The following is a 19361-nucleotide window of genomic DNA, read 5'->3' as shown; positions in this document are numbered from 1 at the left end:
GAATCAAGCGTCGATCAGTCGTCGCTCTTGCTGAGCTCCCAGAACCGGAAGACGGTCGAGGCGTCGAGGCAGTACTGCAGGCCGTAGGTGTTGTCGCGGACGACCGCGTACTGCTTGGCCTGCCAGACCGGCAGGACGGGCAGTTGGTCGGCGACGATGTCCTGGAGGCGGCCGAAGTCCTCGTCCGTGCTGGCGCGTTCGCTCTGGGCGGCGGTCCGGGGGATGAGGGTGTCGGTGATGGTGCTGTTGGCGTAGTTGTTGCTCAGCACGTTGCCCTCGCCGAAGAACGGGGCGGTGAAGTTGTCGGCGTCCGGGTAGTCCGGCACCCAGCCCTTGACATAGACGCCGTACTTGCCGGCCTCGATGTCCTTCTCGTACTTGCCGTAGGCCACGGACTTCACGTCCGCGTCGAACAGGCCGCTGGCGTTGAGCTGGCCGGCTATGGCCTTCAGTTCCTGGTCGGTGGCGGGGCCGTAGCGGGAGGGGGTCGACCAGAGGGTGAGCTTGACCTTGCCGGTGATGCCGTCGTTCTTGAGCGCGTCCGCGGCCTTGGCCTTGGAGGGGCTGGCGCCGTAGCGGTCGAAGAACGCGGTGTTGTGGCCGGCGATACCGGCCGGGATGATCGAGTACAGCGGGCTCGCGGTGCCCTGGTAGACGTTCTTGATGAGGGCGTCGCGGTCGATCAGGTAGGCGATGGCCTTGCGGACACCGAGCTTGCCGGCGACCGGGTCGTCCATGTTGAAGACGAGGTGCTGGACCTCGGCGCTGGTGCCCTCGACGGCCTCGACGCCGGAGTCCGGGTCGCCTTCCTGGATGGCGGTGACATCGCTCGCGGTGAGACCGCGGTAGGCGAGGTCGACCTTGTCGTCGAGGAGGGCCTTCTTCAGGGCGGACTGGTCGCCGTGGAAGAGCTTCAGCGTGACGCCGGAGTTCTTCACCTCGGCGGTTCCCTTGTAGTTCTCGTTGACCGAGAAGACGGCCTCGTCGTCGCCGAAGGAGTCCAGCTTGTACGGGCCGGAGCCGACGGCCTCGCCGTCCTTGCGCAGCCCGTCGGCGTCGTACTGCCGGTGGTCGACGATGGAGCCGGCGCCGGAGGCGAGCTTGCTGGGGAAGGTCGCGTCGGGGACCTTGAGGCGGAAGATGACGGTCTTGTCGTCCGGCGTCTCGACCTTGTCGAGCATGGGGAACATGATCGCCGGGCCGGCCTCGTCGTTGATCTTCAGCATGCGGTCGAAGGAGAACTTCACGTCCTCGGACGTGAGGGAGTCGCCGTTGCTGAACTTCAGGCCGTCCTTCAGCGTGCACGAGAACACCCTGGCCCGGGTGTCCGTGAAGGAGCACTCCTTGGCGGCCTCCGGCTGCGGCTCGGTGCCTCCGTTGGGGAAGCTCAGCAGCGACTGGAAGACGTTGTTGAACAACAGCCAGGAGCCGGGGTCGTAGCCGGAGGCGGGGTCGGTGGCGAGGACGTCGTCCGACATCCCCATCACCACGGTGGAGCCGTTGCCCCCGTTGTCGCCGCTCTCCGTGCCGCATCCGGTCAGCAGGCCGGAGGCCAGACCAGCCACGATCGGCAGGACCGGCCACTGGTTGCGCATCTTCACTTGGGTGTGCCTTGTCGTCGGGTTCTACGTCACCCCGGGGTCGTGGTCATGGGCCCCGGGCTCTCAAGGAGTGTCAGCCGCTCACACCGCGGCCGAGCTCCCACAGCTGGAGGGTGGAGGCGGAGTTGAGCGCGTACGCCGTGCCCGTGATGTCGTCGCGGGCGGCGACGTACTGCTTGCCCTGCCACAGGGGCAGTACGGGAACGTCCTGGGCGACGGTGTCCTGAAGGTCAGTCAGGGTACCGGCGGCGGCGAGGCGGTCGGCCTCGCGGCGGGACTCCGGAATCAGGGTGTTGATGATCCGGCTGTTCGCGTACGGCGACTTGAGGAAGTTGTCCTTGTCGAGGAAGGGGGCGAGGAAGTTGTCAGCGTCGGGGAAGTCGGGGAACCAACCCATGCCGTACACCGCGTACTGGCCCTTGCGCTCCGCCGGGACGTAGGTGTCCCAGGGGGTGCCCTTGATGGTGACGTCGAAGAGGCCGCTGTTGTTGAGCTGCTTCTGCAGGACCTCGAACTCCTGCTTGGTGGCCGGGCCGTAGTGGTCGGTGGTGTAGTTCAGCGTCAGCTTCACCGGGGTGGAGACGCCGGCCTGTTGCAGCAGCGACCTGGCCTTGGAGGTGCTGGGGTCGCCGTACTTGTTGAAGAACGCGTTGGAGTGGCCGGTCACGGAGGCGGGGACCAGCGAGTACAGCGGTTCGGCCTGGGTGCCGTACACCTGGGAGACGAGTTCGCTGCGGTTGACGAGCTGGGCCATGGCCTGGCGTACAGCCTTGGTCTTCACGGCCGGGGCGTCGGTGTTGAAGCCCAGGTAGCGGATCTCCAGGCCGTCGAGTTCGACCATGTCGACGTCGCCGGAGTTGCTGGAGAGCTTCTTGATCTGCTCCGGGGACATGGTGCGGGACATGACGTCGATGTCATCCTTTTCCAGGGCGGTGCCCATGGCGTCGGCGTCGGCGTAGGAGACCATGTCGACCTGGTCGTTGTTCACCTTCAACGTCCCCTTGTAGTCGGGGTTCTTGGTGAACACGGCCTTGACCATCTCGTCGTCCTTGGTCTCGGCCTTGAGGGTGTACGGGCCGGAACCGTCCACGTCGAAGCCGTCGCGCAGCTTGCCCTTGTCGTAGTCGTCGGGGTTGACGATGCCCGCGACGGGGGTGGACAGCTTGAACGGGAAGGTGGCGTCGGCGGTCTTCAGGTGGAAGATGACGTCGCGGTCGCCCTTGGTCTCGACGGTGTCGATGGTGGACAGCAGCGCGAACACGCCTGAGTCGGCCTTGATGGAGCGCGCGCGGTCGATGGAGAACTTCACGTCCTCGGCGGTGACTTGGTCTCCGTTGGAGAACTTCAGGCCCTGGCGCAGCTTGCACTCGTAGCGCTCGTTGCCGCTGTCGGTGAAGACGCAGCTCTCGGCGGCCTCCGGGACCGGGTCGCCCTCACCCTTGGGCTGGATCATCAGGGTCTGCACGGTCTGGCGCAGGATGTTCCAGGTGCCGACGTCGTAGGCGTAGGCGGGGTCGAGCGGGGCGGGGACGTCCTTGGTGGCGATGAACCGGTCCGTGGTGCCCACCACGATGGCGTCGCCGCCACCGCTGCCGCTGTCGGACCCGCCGCAGGCGGCGAGCACGGGCGCGATCAGGCCGACCACGGCCGGCAGCACCAGGGTCTTGCGGTTCATGCTCGAGTTTCTCCAGAGTCGGTTCCGTGTACCCGGCATGCATGGGTGTCGCGGCGGATCACGGGGGTAACGGCGATGTTCTCGCGACGAGATTAGTCCGCACCTGCACGAGCGCCCGCAGTCACCGGAGTTGAGTAGCCATCACGCAGCGAAACCGGGCGTGGACACACCGAAAACCCGACAGGGGAAGGATTCGTGCAGGGTCTCACCAATCGGGACACAAGGGCGCGCCAGGGACCCCCGAACGGGGGTGCAAAGCACACATGAGATCCCGTGTCGACCCCTTGTGGGGTGTCTAACGTCACACCCCTAAAAGAGGTCGCTCCGCCTGGAATTCGATCGCCTCAAGGTCGTAAATTCCCTGGTTGGGCGTGCGTCGAATTCCCTGGTTTCCGCCTCCGCACGCTGGGTGAACACCCAGCGCATTTCTGTCATCAGTTGGACAACAACCCGCGCAGAAATGTCAGGTCGACCTCTTCCAGCGAGGTCACGACGGTGCGTCGGGCGGCCGGTGCGATGGGTGCGACCGAGGGCACGGCCACGACGTGGCAGCCCGCCGCCTCCGCCGAGGCGACACCGGTGGCGGTGTCCTCGACGACCGCGCATCTCGCCGGATCCGCACCGAGTCCGGAGGCGGCGAACAGGTAGGGGTCGGGGTGCGGCTTCGTGCGGAGCACCTCGTCGCCGGCCACGCTCAGGGCGAAGTACTGGGGGCCGAGCGACGTCAGGACGCGGTCGATGATGCGCCGGTGCGAGGCCGAGACCAGGGCCGTGGGGATCTCGTGCGCGGCGAGCTCGGCCAGCAGCCGGGCGGCTCCCGGCATCAGCGGCAGGGCGTGCCCGATGCGCTTCTCGAAGCCCTGGTTCAGCAGGACCGTGAGTTCGTCGAGCGAGATGTCGGCACCCGTGGCCTCGATGAGGAATCCCGCACTGCGGGTCATGGGGCCGCCGACCACGACATGGCGCCAGGACTCGTCCAGGGTGTGTCCCAGACCGGCGAAGATCTCGCACTCGACGTCCCACCAGAAACCCTCGGTGTCGACCAGGGTGCCGTCCATGTCCAACAACACAGCCTGTAGGGCGGAGCCTTCGGCCGTTCGGGTTCCGAGTGCGGGGACCGTACTGGTCATCCACGTACCTCCTTGGGGGACGAGCAGGCCGGTTCCCGCGCGGGAACCGGCCTGCAGTGGACCGACCAGTGTACGACTTATCGGATCAGCGCGCTGTGTGAGACGTACGGCGCCGTGCGGGCGCCGGGCGTCTCCTCGAGGTCATGGTGCGTTCGGTGTCACCGTGCGTTGCGCCGTCACCGTGCGTTGAAGTACTTCGCCTCCGGGTGATGGATCACGATGGCGTCGGTGGACTGCTCGGGGTGGAGCTGGAACTCCTCCGAGAGGTGGACGCCGATCCGCTCGGGCTGGAGGAGTTCGGCGATCTTGGCGCGGTCCTCCAGGTTGGGGCAGGCGCCGTAGCCGAGGGAGAAACGGGCGCCCCGGTACTTCAGCTCGAACATGCCGGCCATCTCCGCCGGGTCCTCGCCCGCGAAGCCCAGCTCGGAGCGGACCCGGGCGTGCCAGTACTCGGCGAGGGCCTCCGCCAGCTGCACGGACAGGCCGTGCAGTTCGAGGTAGTCGCGGTAGGAGTTCGACTCGAAGAGGCGGGCGGTCTCCTCTCCGATGCGCGAGCCGACGGTGACGACCTGGAGGCCGACGACGTCCGTCTCCCCCGACTCCTCCGGGCGGAAGAAGTCGGCGAGGCAGAGGCGGCGGCCGCGGCGCTGGCGCGGGAAGGTGAACCGGGTGCGTTCGTTGCCGCGTTCGTCCAGGAGGATCAGGTCGTCGTCCTTGGACACGCAGGGGAAGTAGCCGTAGACCACGGCGGCTTCGAGGAGGTTCTCGGTCTGGAGCCGGTCCAGCAGGCCGCGCAGCCGGGGCCGGCCCTCGGTCTCGACGAGTTCCTCGTACGTCGGTCCGTCGCCGGTGCGGGCCTGCTTCAAGCCCCACTGGCCCTTGAACAGGGCGCCCTCGTCGAGCCAGCTCGCGTAGTCCTTGAGCGGGATGCCCTTGATGACGCGGGTGCCCCAGAACGGCGGCTCGGGGACGCGGTTGTCGGTGGCGACGTCCGAGCGGACGTGGCCCTCCTCCGGCCGCTCCTCGACCTCCGCACCGGCCGCCGCGCGGACCCGGCGCTGCTTCAGCTCCGGCAGCTTCGCGCCCGGCACGCCCCGCTTGACGCCGATCAGGGCGTCCATCAGGCGCAGGCCCTCGAAGGCGTCGCGGGCGTAGCGGACCTCGCCCTCGTAGATCTCGTGCAGGTCCTGTTCCACGTACGCCCGGGTCAGGGCGGCGCCGCCGAGGATGACCGGGAAGTTCGCCGCCAGGCCGCGCTGGTTCAGCTCCTCCAGGTTCTCCTTCATGATCACCGTGGACTTGACCAGGAGTCCGGACATGCCGATGACATCGGCGCGGTGCTCCTCGGCGGCGTCCAGGATCGCGGAGACCGGCTGCTTGATGCCCAGGTTGACGACGTTGTAGCCGTTGTTGGACAGGATGATGTCGACGAGGTTCTTGCCGATGTCGTGGACGTCGCCGCGCACGGTCGCGAGGACGATGGTGCCCTTGCCGGCCTCGTCGCCCTCGACCTTCTCCATGTGGGGTTCGAGGTACGCGACCGCGGTCTTCATCACCTCGGCGGACTGCAGGACGAACGGCAGCTGCATCTGGCCGGAGCCGAACAGCTCGCCGACGACCTTCATGCCGTCCAGGAGGGTCGCGTTGACGATGTCGAGGGCGGAGCGTTCCTGCAGGGCCTCGTCGAGGTCGGCCTCCAGGCCGTTGCGCTCACCGTCGATGATGCGGCGCTTGAGGCGCTCCTCCAGCGGCAGCGCGGCCAGCTCCTCGGCCTTGCCGGCCTTGAGGGACTTGGCGGTGGCGCCCTCGAAGAGCTGCATGAGCTTCTGGAGGGGATCGTAGCCCTCCGTGCGGCGGTCGTGGATGAGGTCGAGGGCCGTCTGGACCTCTTCCTCGGTGAAGCGGGCGATCGGGAGGATCTTCGACGCGTGGACGATCGCCGAGTCCAGGCCCGCCTTGACGCACTCGTCGAGGAAGACGGAGTTGAGCAGGATGCGCGCGGCCGGGTTGAGGCCGAAGGAGATGTTCGACAGGCCCAGGGTGGTCTGGACGTCCGGGTGGCGGCGCTTGAGCTCGCGGATCGCCTCGATGGTGGCGACGCCGTCCCCGCGGGACTCCTCCTGACCGGTACAGATGGTGAAGGTCAGGCAGTCGATGAGGATGTCCGACTCGTGGATGCCCCAGTTGCCCGTCAGGTCGTCGATGAGCCGTTCGGCGATCTCGACCTTCTTCTCGGCGGTGCGGGCCTGGCCCTCCTCGTCGATGGTGAGCGCGATCAGCGCGGCGCCGTGCTCCTGGGCCAGCCGGGTGACCTTCGCGAACCGTGACTCGGGGCCGTCGCCGTCCTCGTAGTTCACGGAGTTGATCACCGCGCGGCCGCCGAGCTTCTCCAGGCCCGCCTGGATGACGTCGACCTCGGTGGAGTCCAGGACGACCGGCAGGGTGGAGGCGGTGGCGAGGCGGCCGGCCAGTTCCTCCATGTCGGCGACGCCGTCACGGCCGACGTAGTCCACGCAGAGGTCCAGCATGTGGGCGCCCTCGCGGATCTGCTCGCGGGCGATCTCCACGCAGTCGTCCCAGCGGGCCTCCAGCATGGCCTCGCGGAACTTCTTCGAGCCGTTGGCGTTGGTGCGCTCTCCGATGGCCAGGTAGGAGGTGTCCTGGCGGAAGGGCACCGACTGGTAGAGGGAGGCCGCGCCGGGCTCGGGCTGCGGGCTCCGCTCGGCGGGGCTCAGCTCGCGGACGCGCTCGACGACCTGGCGCAGGTGCTCGGGGGTCGTACCGCAGCAGCCGCCGATCAGGGACAGGCCGTAGTCGCGGACGAAGTTCTCCTGCGCGTCCGCCAGGCCCTCCGGGTCGAGCGGGAAGTGGGCGCCGTCCTTGGTGAGGATGGGCAGGCCCGCGTTCGGCATGCACAGCAGTGGGATCCGGGAGTGGCGCGTGAGATAGCGCAGGTGCTCGCTCATCTCGGCCGGGCCGGTGGAGCAGTTCAGGCCGATCATGTCGATGCCGAGCGGCTCCAGCGCGGTGAGCGCGGCGCCGATCTCGGAGCCGAGCAGCATGGTGCCCGTGGTCTCGAACGCCATCGAGACCAGCAGGGGCACCTGTGTGCCGGTCGCCTCCAGGGCGCGGCGGGCGCCCAGGACGGAGGCCTTGGTCTGGAGCAGGTCCTGGGTGGTCTCGACGATCAGGGCGTCGGCGCCGCCGGCGAGCAGGCCCTCGGCATTGGCCTGGAAGCCGTCACGGATCGTGCCGTACGGGACGTGGCCGAGGGTGGGCAGCTTGGTGCCGGGGCCGATGGAGCCCAGGACCCAGCGCTGCCGGCCGTCGCGGGCGGTGTACGTGTCCGCGGTCTCGCGGGCGATACGGGCACCGGACTCGGACAGTTCGAAGACGCGTTCGGCGATGTCGTACTCGGCCATGGCCGCGTGGTTGGCGCCGAAGGTGTTGGTCTCGACGCAGTCCACGCCGGCGTCGAAGTACGCCTCGTGGACGGAGCGGACGATGTCCGGGCGGGTGACGTTGAGGATCTCGTTGCAGCCCTCGAGGTTCTCGAAGTCCTCGAGGGTCGGCTCCTGCGCCTGGAGCATGGTGCCCATCGCTCCGTCGGCTACGACCACACGGGTGGCGAGCGCCTCACGGAGCGCGGACACGCGGGCCCGGCTGTCGGCGGAAGGGGTCGGCGGCACTGAGGCCATGAAGGGGCTCCCTTTGATGCGACGGCTGTCGGCTTTGCGCGTTCCCCGGACTGACCCGGACAGAGCTCACCCGAGGAGGGCGCACGCCGCCAGGGTAGCCGGGACGGTGGGCTTATGGTCAGGGCGTCCACGGGACGGACGAGCGTGGCGGCCGGGCCGGGTGCCGGGGCACGCTCGGACGACCTGCGGGATCACGCTCGGGCCACCTCCGGGTCGCTCGCGGAAGACGCCTGGCGGAACACGTATTGACCGACCATTAGCGAGAGGTCGGCATGGACCGGTAGTGTTCGACATTGCCGAACGACGGCAGCGCTGCCGCGTGTGAGCGGTCGAAGTGGTCGATGCGGTCGATGCGGTCGATGGGGACGGAGGCAGGACGGCGATGGCACGGAACATCCAGTCGCTCGAACGGGCGGCCGCGATGCTGCGGCTGCTCGCGGGTGGTGAGCGGCGACTCGGCCTCTCGGACATCGCCTCGTCGCTGGGCCTGGCCAAGGGGACCGCCCACGGCATTCTGCGCACCCTCCAGCAGGAGGGGTTCGTCGAGCAGGACGACGCCTCCGGGCGCTATCAGCTGGGTGCGGAGCTGTTGCGCCTGGGCACCACCTATCTCGACGTCCACGAGCTGCGGGCGCGCGCGCTGGTGTGGACGGACGACCTGGCCCGTTCCAGCGGGGAGAGCGTCCATCTGGGCGTGCTGCACCAGCAGGGCGTGCTGGTCGTGCACCACGTCTTCCGGCCCGACGACAGCCGGCAGGTCCTGGAGATCGGGGCCATGCAGCCGCTGCACTCCACCGCCCTGGGCAAGGTGCTGTCGGCCTACGACCCTGTCGCGCACAGCGAGGCCCTGGAGGCCGACCGCAAGCCCTTCACGGACCGGACGGTGTGCGAGCCGGAGGCGTTCGAGCAGCTCCTGGACATCACGCGCGCGCGTGGGTACGCCGCCGACGTCGAGGAGACCTGGGAGGGCGTGGCCTCGATCGCCGCCCCCATCCACGACCGGCGCCGTATGCCGGTCGGCGCGGTCGGCATCACCGGCGCGGTCGAGCGCGTCTGCCGTGAAGGAGAGCTGCGCCCCGAGCTCATCGCGGCGGTCCGCGACTGCGCCCGCGCGGTCTCGCGCGACCTGGGTGCCGGGCGCTTCTGAGCAGCACGCCGTAGCGCACCAGCAGGCCGGGACGCCGTCAGGGCGTACCCGGCCTTCGTCGTTGCGGCCTGGAGATCCGGCTCGCCGACCCGGGCTCCGGCCTCGCTCCTGCCTCTTGCGCCGGCGCCACCCTCTGGCCTCGCGCTCTGGCCTCGTGAGATCGACAACCCACCGCGATCAGTAACGATCAGGTTTTCGATAACAGAACTCTTGACGCACGTGTGACGCCGGACAAGACTCCCGTCCATCGGTCGGCATTGTCGAACACCTACCGGCAATACGCGCTAGAGTGTGGCAACGCCAAGGGCCGGCATCGCTCTCACCCCCGAGGGCGCCAGACCCCCGGAGGGACCCGGGGTTCGGTTTCCCCTGGACGAAGGACAAAGGAGTCGCGGGTGTCCAGCTCCGACATCTTCATCGGCGAGACCATCGGTACCGCCATACTCATCCTGCTCGGCGGCGGCGTCTGCGCCGCCGTCACGCTGAAGGCCTCCAAGGCCCGCAACGCCGGCTGGCTCGCCATCACCTTCGGGTGGGGCTTCGCGGTACTCACGGCGGTCTACACCTCGGCGCCCCTGTCCGGCGCCCACCTGAACCCGGCTGTGACCGTCGCACTCGCGATCAAGGACAACGACTGGAGCAACGTCCCGACGTACTTCGCGGGACAACTGCTCGGCGCCATGATCGGTGCGGCCCTGGTCTGGGTCGCCTACTACGGCCAGTTCCACGCCCACCTCACCGACAAGGAGATCGTCGGCGGCCCGGGTGCGCAGGCCACGGCGGCCAAGGCCGTCGAGGCCCAGGAGAAGGGCGCGGGCCCGGTGCTGGGCGTCTTCTCCACCGGCCCGGAGGTCCGGGTGGTCTGGCAGAACCTCGCCACGGAGATCATCGGCACCGTCGTACTGGTGCTCGCCGTCCTCACGCAGGGCCTCAACGACAAGGGCAACGGCCTGGGCACCCTGGGCGCCCTGGTCACCGCGCTCGTGGTCGTCTCCATCGGCCTTTCCCTCGGTGGGCCGACCGGCTACGCGATCAACCCGGCCCGTGACCTCGGTCCGCGTATCGTGCACGCCCTCCTGCCCCTGCCCAACAAGGGCGGCTCGGACTGGGCCTACGCCTGGATCCCGGTGGTCGGTCCGCTCGTCGGCGGCGCGATCGCTGCGGGCATCTACAACGTCGCATTCGCTTGAGGGCACCGGGCTCGGCACCGTCGAGCCCGACCCGGGAACTCCACAGCACGCGCCGTACGTAAAGCCCCATAACCACTGATTTCTCAGGAGTACACAGTGACCGACGCCCACACCGCCGGCCCCTTCATCGCAGCCATCGACCAGGGCACCACCTCCTCCCGCTGCATCGTCTTCGACCGCGACGGCCGCATCGTCTCCGTCGACCAGAAGGAGCACGAGCAGATCTTCCCGAAGCCGGGCTGGGTCGAGCACAACGCCAACGAGATCTGGACCAACGTCCAGGAGGTCGTCGCCGGCGCCATCGCCAAGGCGGGCATCACCCGCGACGACATCAAGGCCATCGGCATCACCAACCAGCGCGAGACCACTCTCCTGTGGGACAAGAACACCGGTGAGCCCGTCCACAACGCCATCGTCTGGCAGGACACCCGCACCGACGCCCTGTGCAAGGAGCTCGGCCGCAACGTCGGCCAGGACCGCTTCCGCCGCGAGACCGGGCTCCCCCTCGCCTCCTACTTCGCAGGCCCCAAGGCCCGCTGGCTGCTCGACAACGTCGAGGGGTTGCGCGAGCGCGCCGAGGCGGGCGACATCCTCTTCGGCACCATGGACACCTGGGTCATCTGGAACCTGACCGGCGGTGTCAACGGCGGCAAGCACTACACCGACGTCACCAACGCCTCCCGCACCCTGCTGATGAACCTGCACACGCTGGAGTGGGACGAGAAGATCGCCGAGTCCATCGGCGTCCCGCTGGCGATGCTGCCGGAGATCCGCTCCTCCGCCGAGGTCTACGGCGAGATCACCGGCGGCAAGCTCGGTGACCTGCTCGGTGGCATCCCGGTCGCCTCCGCGCTCGGCGACCAGCAGGCGGCCCTGTTCGGCCAGACCTGTTTCTCCGAGGGCGAGGCCAAGTCCACGTACGGCACCGGCACGTTCATGCTCATGAACACCGGTGAGAAGATCATCAACTCCTACAGCGGCCTGCTGACCACGGTGGGCTACCGGATCGGCGACGACAAGCCGGTCTACGCCCTGGAGGGCTCGATCGCCGTCACCGGTTCGCTGGTGCAGTGGATGCGCGACCAGATGGGCCTGATCTCCACCGCCGCCGAGATCGAGACCCTGGCGCTGACGGTCGAGGACAACGGCGGCGCCTACTTCGTGCCGGCCTTCTCCGGTCTGTTCGCCCCGTACTGGCGCTCCGACGCCCGCGGTGTGATCGCCGGCCTCACCCGGTACGTCACCAAGGCGCACCTCGCGCGCGCCGTCCTGGAGGCCACGGCCTGGCAGACCCGTGAGATCACCGACGCCATGACGAAGGACTCCGGCGTCGAGCTCTCCGCGCTCAAGGTCGACGGCGGCATGACCTCCAACAACCTGCTGATGCAGACCCTCTCGGACTTCCTGGACGCGCCCGTGGTGCGCCCGATGGTCGCCGAGACGACCTGCCTCGGCGCCGCCTACGCCGCCGGTCTCGCCGTCGGCTTCTGGACCAGCACCGACGACCTGCGCGCCAACTGGCGCCGGGCCGCCGAGTGGACGCCCCGCATGGACGCGGACACCCGCGACCGTGAGTACAAGAGCTGGCTCAAGGCCGTCGAGCGGACCATGGGCTGGATCGACGACGAAAACTGACGAGGAGTAAGAAACCGCATGACCAGTCAGTCCACCCTGCAGTCCGCGCCTGCCCTGGGGACCCACCCGGCGTCCGGCTCCAACCCGAGCCGCGCCGAGACCCGGGAGCAGCTTTCCAGGGCGTCGTACGACCTTCTCGTGATCGGCGGCGGCATCCTGGGCATCTCCACCGCCTGGCACGCCGCGCAGTCCGGCCTCAGGGTGGCCCTGGTCGACGCCGGCGACTTCGCCGGTGCCACCTCCTCCGCCTCCTCCAAGCTGCTCCACGGCGGTCTGCGCTACCTGCAGACCGGCGCGGTGAAGCTGGTGGCGGAGAACCACTTCGAGCGCCGTGCGGTCTCCCGCCAGGTGGCCCCCCACCTGGCGAACCCGCTCAGGTTCTACCTCCCCGTGTACAAGGGCGGGCCGCACGGCGCTGCGAAGCTCGGGGCGGGTGTCTTCGCCTACTCCGCGCTGTCGGCGTTCGGTGACGGTGTCGGACACCTGCTCTCGCCGGCCAAGGCCGCGCAGGACGTGCCCGAGCTGCGCACCGACAACCTCAAGGCCGTGGCCGTGTACGGCGACGACCAGATGAACGACGCCCGGATGGCGCTGATGACGGTCCGCGCGGCCGTCGAGGCGGGCGCGGCTGTCCTCAACCACGCCGAGGTGACCGGCCTGCGCTTCACCAAGGGCCGGGTTACCGGTGCCGACCTGCGCGACCGCACCTCCGGCGACGAGTTCGGCGTGAACGCCCGTCTCGTCCTCAACGCGACCGGCCCGTGGGTCGACCACCTGCGCCGCATGGAGGACCCGAACGCGGCGCCCTCGATCCGGTTGTCGAAGGGCGCGCACCTGGTCCTGAAGCGGACCTCCCCGTGGCGGGCCGCCCTCGCCACCCCCATCGACAAGTACCGCATCACCTTCGCCCTCCCCTGGGAGGACATGCTGCTGCTCGGCACGACCGACGAGGAGTTCGAGGGCGACCCGGCGGATGTCTCGGTCACCGAGAAGGACACCGCTCAGATACTCGACGAGGCCGCGTTCTCCATCCGCGACCAGCAGTTGAGCCGCGAGCTGATCACGTACTCCTTCGCGGGTCTGCGTGTGCTGCCGGGCGGCCCCGGTGACACGGCGAAGGCCAAGCGCGAGACGGTGGTCACGGAGGGCCGCGGCGGCATGCTGTCGGTCGCGGGCGGCAAGTGGACGACGTTCCGCCACATCGGCCGTACGGTGATGAAGAAGCTGGAGGCGCTGCCGGGCCACCCGCTGGGCGACGACTTCGAGCCGATCTCCTCGCTGCCGAAGAAGCTGCCGCTGCCGGGTGTCGCCAACCCGCGCGCTGTCGCCCACCGTCTGCTGGTCGACGGCCCGGCGCCCGGCCCGCGCATGGCGGCGGACACGGCCAAGCACCTGGCCACGCACTACGGTTCGCTGGCCTTCGACATCGCCCGCCTCGCCAACGACAACCCGGAACTGGGCGAGCGCGTCCACCCCGACGCCCCCGAGATCTGGGCCCAGGTCGTCTACGCCCGCGACAACGAGTGGGCCGAGACGCCGGACGACGTGCTGCGCCGCCGCACGACCCTCACGATCCGCGGCCTGGCCACGGACGAGGTCCGCGCGAAGGTCCAGGACCTCCTCGACAAGAAGTAGACCCACCGCCGGCCGGCCCACTCCCCTGACCGGGTCCGGCACGGGAACGGCCCCTCCGCACCGGGGCCGACACCACGAAAGGGGCGGCTCCCCGCCGACGGAGCCGCCCCTTTCGCATACGGTCGTTGTCAGCGGCGGGTGCTTCCATGGGCCCATGAACATCGATCGGCCCGCCCCTGAGGATCTCGCCGCGCTGCGGGCGGCGTTCGCCGTGGACGACGGCGGTGAGTCGGCGCTCGGCTGGGAGGCGGTGCACGCCTTCGAGGCGGAGCACGGGGTGGTGCTGCCGGAGCCGTACCGGACGTTCGTCGCGGAGATATCCGACGGGTCGTTCCAGGGGCCGCCGGAGTACGGGCTCGTGGGACTGGCCGAGTTGCCCGGCGACTGGGGCGATGACGGCGAGGGCCGGGATCTGGGCAAGCCGTTCCCGCTCGCCGGGGCATGGCTCTGGGAAGAGGACGACGGGCCGTACGAGGATCCCGAGGCCGTCATCGAGCAGGTCCTCAACCACGGGTCGATCGTGCTGGGGACGGACGGGTGCGCCATGAACTGGCATCTCGTCGTCACCGGCCCCCAGCGGGGGCAGATCTGGCATGTGACCGATGTGGGCGCCATGCCGTTCGGGGCGCAGTTCGGGTTCACGAGCTCCGCGCCCGGCTTCGTCGGCTGGGTCGCTCACTGGGCGGCCGGGAAGGAGTGGTTCGACGAGGCGTGACGTGACGTGAGGTGGAACGGCCGGAGCGTCAGGAACGCGAGAGGAGGCGTCGGCCGGCGCACCAGTGCGTCGACGCCCGCCGCGGAGTTCGATCAGTGCATGACCTGGGAGAACAGGTGGCGGGCACTGCTCGGGACTGCCGGGGTCGCCCGGTGCCGGTCAGCCCGCATAATGAGGCCTAGACATCCGATGTCTGGGCACTCAACGACAAGGGAGGCCGGTCATGGCAGTAACCGACGAGGCGATCGAGAAGATCAAGGGCATGATCGTCTCCGGCGCGCTGCGCCCCGGCGACCGCCTGCCCAAGGAGAGCGAGCTCGCGGCGGATCTCGGCCTGTCCCGCAACTCCCTGCGGGAGGCCGTGCGGGCGCTGTCGCTGATCCGGATCCTGGACGTGCGGCAGGGTGACGGCACGTACGTCACCAGTCTCGACCCGCAGTTGTTGCTGGAGGCGCTGAGCTTCGTCGTGGACTTCCACCGCGACGACACGGTCCTGGAGTTCCTGGCTGTGCGCCGCATCCTGGAGCCCGCGGCGACGGCGATGGCGGCCTCCCGCATCAGCGAGCAGCAACTGGACGCGCTCGCCGCCCAGCTGGACAAGCTCGGCTCCGCCCCGTCGGTGGAGGAACTCGTCGCCGGCGACCTGGAGTTCCACCGGGGCATCGTGCAGAGCGCGGGCAACTCGGTGCTGTGCTCGCTGCTCGACGGGCTGTCCGGGCCGACCACCCGGGCCCGGATCTGGCGCGGGCTGACCCAGGAGGACGCGGTCACCGGCACCCTGCGCGAGCACCGCGCGATCCTGGCGGCCCTGCGCGACCGGGACGCGGAGGCGGCGCGCTCGTGGGCGACCGTGCACATCGCGAGCGTGGAGCAGTGGCTGCGCTCGACGCTGTAGCCGAACTCCAAAGGCACCGCGACCGGGGGTGCCTTGACCGGGCGCGCCGGAACGGGCTCGTACGCGCCGGGGTGTTCGGGGGTGCCGATCGGGGCAGTGATCCGAGCACCGCCCCGCGAAGGGGGCTGCGGACGCCCCCGCCGCACGCCGTAAGGTTGTGTGGTCAAGCGAGGGCACGTCGGAAGGAGGCGCTGGGTGATCGAGCTCGAGGGGGTTCCCGAGCTGATCGACCCGGTCATGGTGGCCGCGTTCGAGGGCTGGAACGATGCCGGCGACGCCGCCTCCACCGCGGTCGCGCATCTGGAGAGGGAGTGGAAGGGCGAGGTGTTCGCGGCGCTGGATGCCGAGGACTACTACGACTTCCAGGTGAACCGCCCCACGGTGTTCATGGACGCCGGTGTGCGCAAGATCACGTGGCCCACGACAAGGCTGTCGGTCGTGCGGGTCGGCGGCGAGAAGCCGCGCGACCTGGTGCTCGTACGCGGGATCGAACCGTCCATGCGCTGGCGCTCGTTCTGCAACGAGCTCCTCGGTTTCGCACACGAACTCGGTGTGGAGCTGGTGGTGATCCTGGGCGCTCTGCTCGGTGACACCCCGCACACCCGTCCGGTTCCGATCAGCGGGACCACGTCCGACGCGGACCTGGCGCAGCGGATGGACCTGGAGGAGACCAAGTACGAGGGCCCCACGGGCATCGTCGGTGTCCTGCAGGAGGCGTGCACGCACGCGGGCGTGCCTGCGGTGTCGCTGTGGGCCGCCGTTCCCCACTATGTGTCGCAGCCGCCGAACCCGAAGGCGACGCTGGCCCTCCTCAACCGCCTGGAGGACCTGATCGACGTGCGCATCCCGCTGGGCGAGCTGCCCGAGGACGCGCGCGCCTGGCAGGTGGGCGTGGACCAGCTGGCCGCCGAGGACAGCGAGGTCGCCGAGTACGTCCAGACGCTGGAGGAGGCCCGGGACACCGCGGAGCTGCCGGAGGCGTCGGGCGACGCGATCGCCCGCGAGTTCGAGCGCTACCTGCGACGCCGCGACGGTGGCGGCAGCCCCGGCGGGCACGCCACGGCGGACGGCGGCGAGGCCCCGCCGTTCCGGCGGGACAACCCCGGGGAGCGCACACGGCCCCCGAAGCCGCCGAAGCCGAGCGCGGACACGGACGACGAGGATTCGTCGGAGGAGTAGCCCAGGGCAACGGCAAGGGCGGTGCACCCGAAGGTGCGCCGCCCTTTGTCGTCGCACTCTCGGCAGGGGGCGGTCCCCTCCGGGTGGGAACCGCCCCCTGCACCGGTGTGTCTACAGAGCCACGCCCAGCAGGGCGTCCACGGCCCGGGAGACGACGCCGGGGGCGCCGATGTCGGTGCCGCCCCGTTCGTCCTGGAGGGCGACCCAGCGGTCCACGGCTGCGAGGGCCGTCGGGGCGTCGAGGTCGTCGGCGAGCGCGTCGCGGATCTCCTCGACGAGGGCGTCGGCGGACGGCCCGTCGGGCCGGGAGACCGCCGCGCGCCACCGCCCGAGCCGGGCCACCGCGTCCTGGAGCACCTGGTCGGTCCACTCCCAGTCGGACCGGTAGTGGTGGGCGAGGAGCGCGAGCCGGATGGCGGCGGGGTCGACGCCGTCGCGCCGCAGCTGGGACACGAAGACTAGGTTGCCCTTGGACTTGGACATCTTCTCGCCGTCGAGGGCGACCATGCCGGCGTGGACGTACGCCTTCGCCATGGGGAACTCGCCGGTCAGTGCCTGGGCGTGGGAGGCACCCATCTCGTGGTGCGGGAAGGCGAGGTCGGAGCCGCCGCCCTGGATGTCGAAGCCCATGCCGAGGTGGTCGAGGGCGATGGCGACGCACTCGATGTGCCAGCCGGGCCGGCCACGGCCCAGCGAGCCGCCGTCCCAGCTGGGCTCGCCCTCGCGGGCGGCCATCCACAGCATCGGGTCGAGCGGGTTCTTCTTGCCGGGGCGTTCGGGGTCGCCGCCGCGCTCGGCGGACAGCAGCCGCATGGCGTCGGCGTCCAGGCCGGAGACCTTGCCGAAGTGGGGGTCGGACTCGACGGAGAAGTAGATGTCGCCTTCGAGGTCGTAGGCGGCGCCGGCGTCACGCAGTCGTTCGACGAGCGGGACGATGCCGGGTATCGCCTCGACCGCGCCTATGTAGTGCTGCGGCGGGAGCACCCGCAGGGCGATCATGTCCTCGCGGAAGAGGGCCGTCTCCTTCTCGGCGAGGGCGACCCAGTCGACGCCGTCGCGCTGTGCCCGCTCCAGCAGCGGATCGTCGACGTCGGTGACGTTCTGGACGTAGTGAACCTGCCGCTTGGTGTCGAGCCACACGCGCTGCACGAGGTCGAACGCGTTGTACGTCGCTGCGTGTCCGATGTGGGTGGCGTCGTACGGGGTGATGCCGCAGACGTAGAGTCGGGCGACGGGACCGGAGTCGAGGGTGACCGAACCGCCGGTCGCGGTGTCGTGGATCCTCAGGTCGCGGCCCTGACCAGGCAGGGCGGGGACCTCGGAAGCGGGCCAGGCATGCATGTCATGAGCCTAACCGGACGGAACTTCCGCATACGAACCGGAGCGGTCCGGATGGCCGGGAAGGCGCTCTTGTGGGATGCGGCCTGATGTGCAGGGCGGTGTTTTCAGGCCGCCGGTCAGACCGGCGGCCAGGGGATCGCCGGCCACTCCCCCGTGGGCTCCGGGTGCGTGCCGGACTCCAGCAGGGCGTCGACACGCGCGCGCGTGGCGTCGAGTTCCGTGGCCGTGATGAGGGCAGTCAGACGGGTCGCCAGGGGGCCGCTCTCCCCCAGTGCCGTCTTCAGGCCCTTGAGGGCCTCCACCGCGTCGCCCGTCAAGGGCTCCCCCGCCCATCCCCACAGCAGCGTCCGTAGCTTGTTCTCGGCGTTGAAGGTGACGCCGTGGTCGATGCCGTAGAGGTGGCCGTCGGGAGTGGGGAGCAGGTGGCCGCCCTTGCGGTCGGCGTTGTTGATCACGGCGTCCAGGACGGCGAGGCGGCGCAGCCGTTGGTCGTCGGCGTGGACGAGCAGGGCGGTTCTGCCCTCACCGACCTCCGCGAAGCCGATCGCCTTCCAGCCGGGCTCGGGCTCCTCCCCGTCCACCAGGGCGAGCAGCTCGGCCTCGGCGGTCGCCTCGATCCACAGCTGGCACATGCCCTCGCCGTACGGCCCGTCGCGCAGCACGGTCGGCGGGACGAGCCCCCAGCCGGTCGCCTCGGAGACCTCGTAGGCGGCGACCTCCCGTTGCGCGAGGGTTCCGTCGGGGAAGTCCCACAGCGGCCGCTCCCCGGCGACCGGCTTGTAGACGCAGGTCGCCTCCCGGCCCTCGTGGCTCACCGTGCAGTACAGGGCCGCGTTGGAGGCGTCACGGATGCGTCCGCGTACGGTCAGCTCGCCCCGCGCGAGCAGCTCGGCGGGCGTCTCGTCGGCCGTCACGCTCCGCGGCGGTATCCGTTCTGGCGCGGACATACGTGTCCTTCCGGGTCGAGCGGCAGACTGCACAGCGGGCACGGCGGACGGCCGGCGTTGACGACGTCGAGGGCGCGCTTGGCGAAGGCCCGGGCCTGGGCTCCGGTGAGCCGGACCCGCAGCATCGGGGGTCCGTTCTCCTCGTCCTGCAGGAGCCGCTCCTCGGCCTCGGCGAGGTCCTCCTCGGAGTCGGCGTCGAGTTCGACCAGGGCCTGGGCCTCGACGATCATGCGCTGTTCGTCGCCGTCCCAGGCGAGGGCCATGGTGCCGACCCGGAACTCCTCCTCGACGGGGGTGTCGAGGGGGTCCGTGTCGGCGACTTCGGTGGGCGCCACGGCGGGCACGGCGGCGCTGCCGCCACTGCGGCGTACGACCTCGTCCAGCAGTTCGTCCATGCGCTCGGCGAGCGCGGCGACCTGGGTCTTCTCCAGGGCCACGCTGGTGACGCGGGAGCCGGCGATGGCCTGGAGGAAGAAGGTACGGCGCCCGGGCAGTCCGACCGTGCCGGCCACGAAGCGGTCCGGTGGGTCGTAGAGGAACACCTGACGGGACACGTCCTGTCTCCATGGGAAT

14 protein-coding genes are annotated in these 19361 nt (G+C 69.8%); 7 read left to right on the top strand and 7 right to left on the bottom strand.

What is annotated here, in order from left to right; all coding sequences use genetic code 11:
* Positions 1 to 14: 14 nt before the first annotated feature.
* The 4 genes from AC067M_RS13495 to metH all read right to left on the bottom strand — a co-directional run bounded on the left by AC067M_RS13495 (position 15) and on the right by metH (position 8104).
* Positions 15 to 1601 (bottom strand): ABC transporter substrate-binding protein, encoded by a 1587-nt coding sequence (locus tag AC067M_RS13495; protein WP_478697162.1) that lies wholly within the window; start codon positions 1599 to 1601, stop codon positions 15 to 17.
* Positions 1602 to 1674: 73 nt separating this feature from the next.
* Positions 1675 to 3276, bottom strand: coding sequence for an ABC transporter substrate-binding protein (locus AC067M_RS13490; RefSeq protein ID WP_478697161.1), 1602 nt, complete (start codon positions 3274 to 3276; stop codon positions 1675 to 1677).
* Positions 3277 to 3710: 434 nt separating this feature from the next.
* Complete coding sequence (locus AC067M_RS13485; protein WP_478697160.1) at positions 3711 to 4406, bottom strand: HAD family hydrolase; 696 nt, start codon at positions 4404 to 4406, stop codon at positions 3711 to 3713.
* Positions 4407 to 4582: 176 nt separating this feature from the next.
* Positions 4583 to 8104 (bottom strand): methionine synthase, encoded by a 3522-nt coding sequence (metH, locus tag AC067M_RS13480; RefSeq protein WP_478697159.1) that lies wholly within the window; start codon positions 8102 to 8104, stop codon positions 4583 to 4585.
* A gap of 382 nt (positions 8105 to 8486) precedes the next feature.
* On the opposite strand from metH, the gene AC067M_RS13475 reads away from it, so the two are divergent.
* From AC067M_RS13475 to AC067M_RS13445, 7 genes are all read left to right on the top strand, one after another.
* A complete protein-coding gene (locus AC067M_RS13475; RefSeq protein ID WP_133929349.1) occupies positions 8487 to 9251 on the top strand; it encodes an IclR family transcriptional regulator in 765 nt (254 codons plus the stop codon).
* A gap of 395 nt (positions 9252 to 9646) precedes the next feature.
* The gene (locus tag AC067M_RS13470) at positions 9647 to 10441 is read left to right on the top strand and encodes an MIP/aquaporin family protein (RefSeq protein WP_478697158.1); all 795 of its coding nucleotides are present in this window, start codon (positions 9647 to 9649) and stop codon (positions 10439 to 10441) included.
* A 96-nt stretch (positions 10442 to 10537) separates the two neighbouring features.
* Positions 10538 to 12076 carry a glycerol kinase GlpK gene (gene glpK, locus AC067M_RS13465; RefSeq protein WP_478697157.1) on the top strand — a complete coding sequence of 513 codons (1539 nt, stop codon included), beginning with the start codon at positions 10538 to 10540 and terminating at the stop codon, positions 12074 to 12076.
* A gap of 18 nt (positions 12077 to 12094) precedes the next feature.
* Positions 12095 to 13711: a glycerol-3-phosphate dehydrogenase/oxidase gene (locus tag AC067M_RS13460; RefSeq protein WP_478697156.1), complete on the top strand. Its 1617-nt coding sequence runs from the start codon at positions 12095 to 12097 to the stop codon at positions 13709 to 13711.
* 154 nt (positions 13712 to 13865) lie between these two features.
* A complete protein-coding gene (locus AC067M_RS13455; RefSeq protein WP_478697155.1) occupies positions 13866 to 14426 on the top strand; it encodes an SMI1/KNR4 family protein in 561 nt (186 codons plus the stop codon).
* A 223-nt stretch (positions 14427 to 14649) separates the two neighbouring features.
* On the top strand, positions 14650 to 15321 hold the full coding sequence (locus AC067M_RS13450) for a FadR/GntR family transcriptional regulator (protein WP_478697154.1): 672 nt from the start codon (positions 14650 to 14652) through the stop codon (positions 15319 to 15321).
* Between the two features lie 195 nt (positions 15322 to 15516).
* Entirely contained in the window at positions 15517 to 16500 is a 984-nt protein-coding gene (locus AC067M_RS13445) for a PAC2 family protein (RefSeq protein WP_478697153.1), read from the top strand.
* 111 nt (positions 16501 to 16611) lie between these two features.
* Here AC067M_RS13445 and mshC read toward each other — a convergent pair whose 3' ends face one another.
* From mshC to AC067M_RS13430, 3 genes are all read right to left on the bottom strand, one after another.
* Positions 16612 to 17841, bottom strand: coding sequence for a cysteine--1-D-myo-inosityl 2-amino-2-deoxy-alpha-D-glucopyranoside ligase (gene mshC / locus AC067M_RS13440; protein ID WP_478697152.1), 1230 nt, complete (start codon positions 17839 to 17841; stop codon positions 16612 to 16614).
* A gap of 116 nt (positions 17842 to 17957) precedes the next feature.
* A complete protein-coding gene (locus tag AC067M_RS13435) occupies positions 17958 to 18788 on the bottom strand; it encodes an SCO1664 family protein (RefSeq protein WP_478697151.1) in 831 nt (276 codons plus the stop codon).
* On the bottom strand, positions 18752 to 19342 hold the full coding sequence (locus AC067M_RS13430) for a DUF3090 domain-containing protein (protein WP_478697150.1): 591 nt from the start codon (positions 19340 to 19342) through the stop codon (positions 18752 to 18754). The genes AC067M_RS13435 and AC067M_RS13430 overlap by 37 nt, the downstream gene beginning before the upstream one ends.
* Positions 19343 to 19361: the final 19 nt, after the last annotated feature.

The sequence above is a fragment of the Streptomyces sp. NPDC043427 genome, from assembly GCF_056436655.1.
The sequence above is the reverse complement of the archived record's forward strand: the minus strand, read 5'-3'. Positions and strand labels throughout refer to the sequence as shown.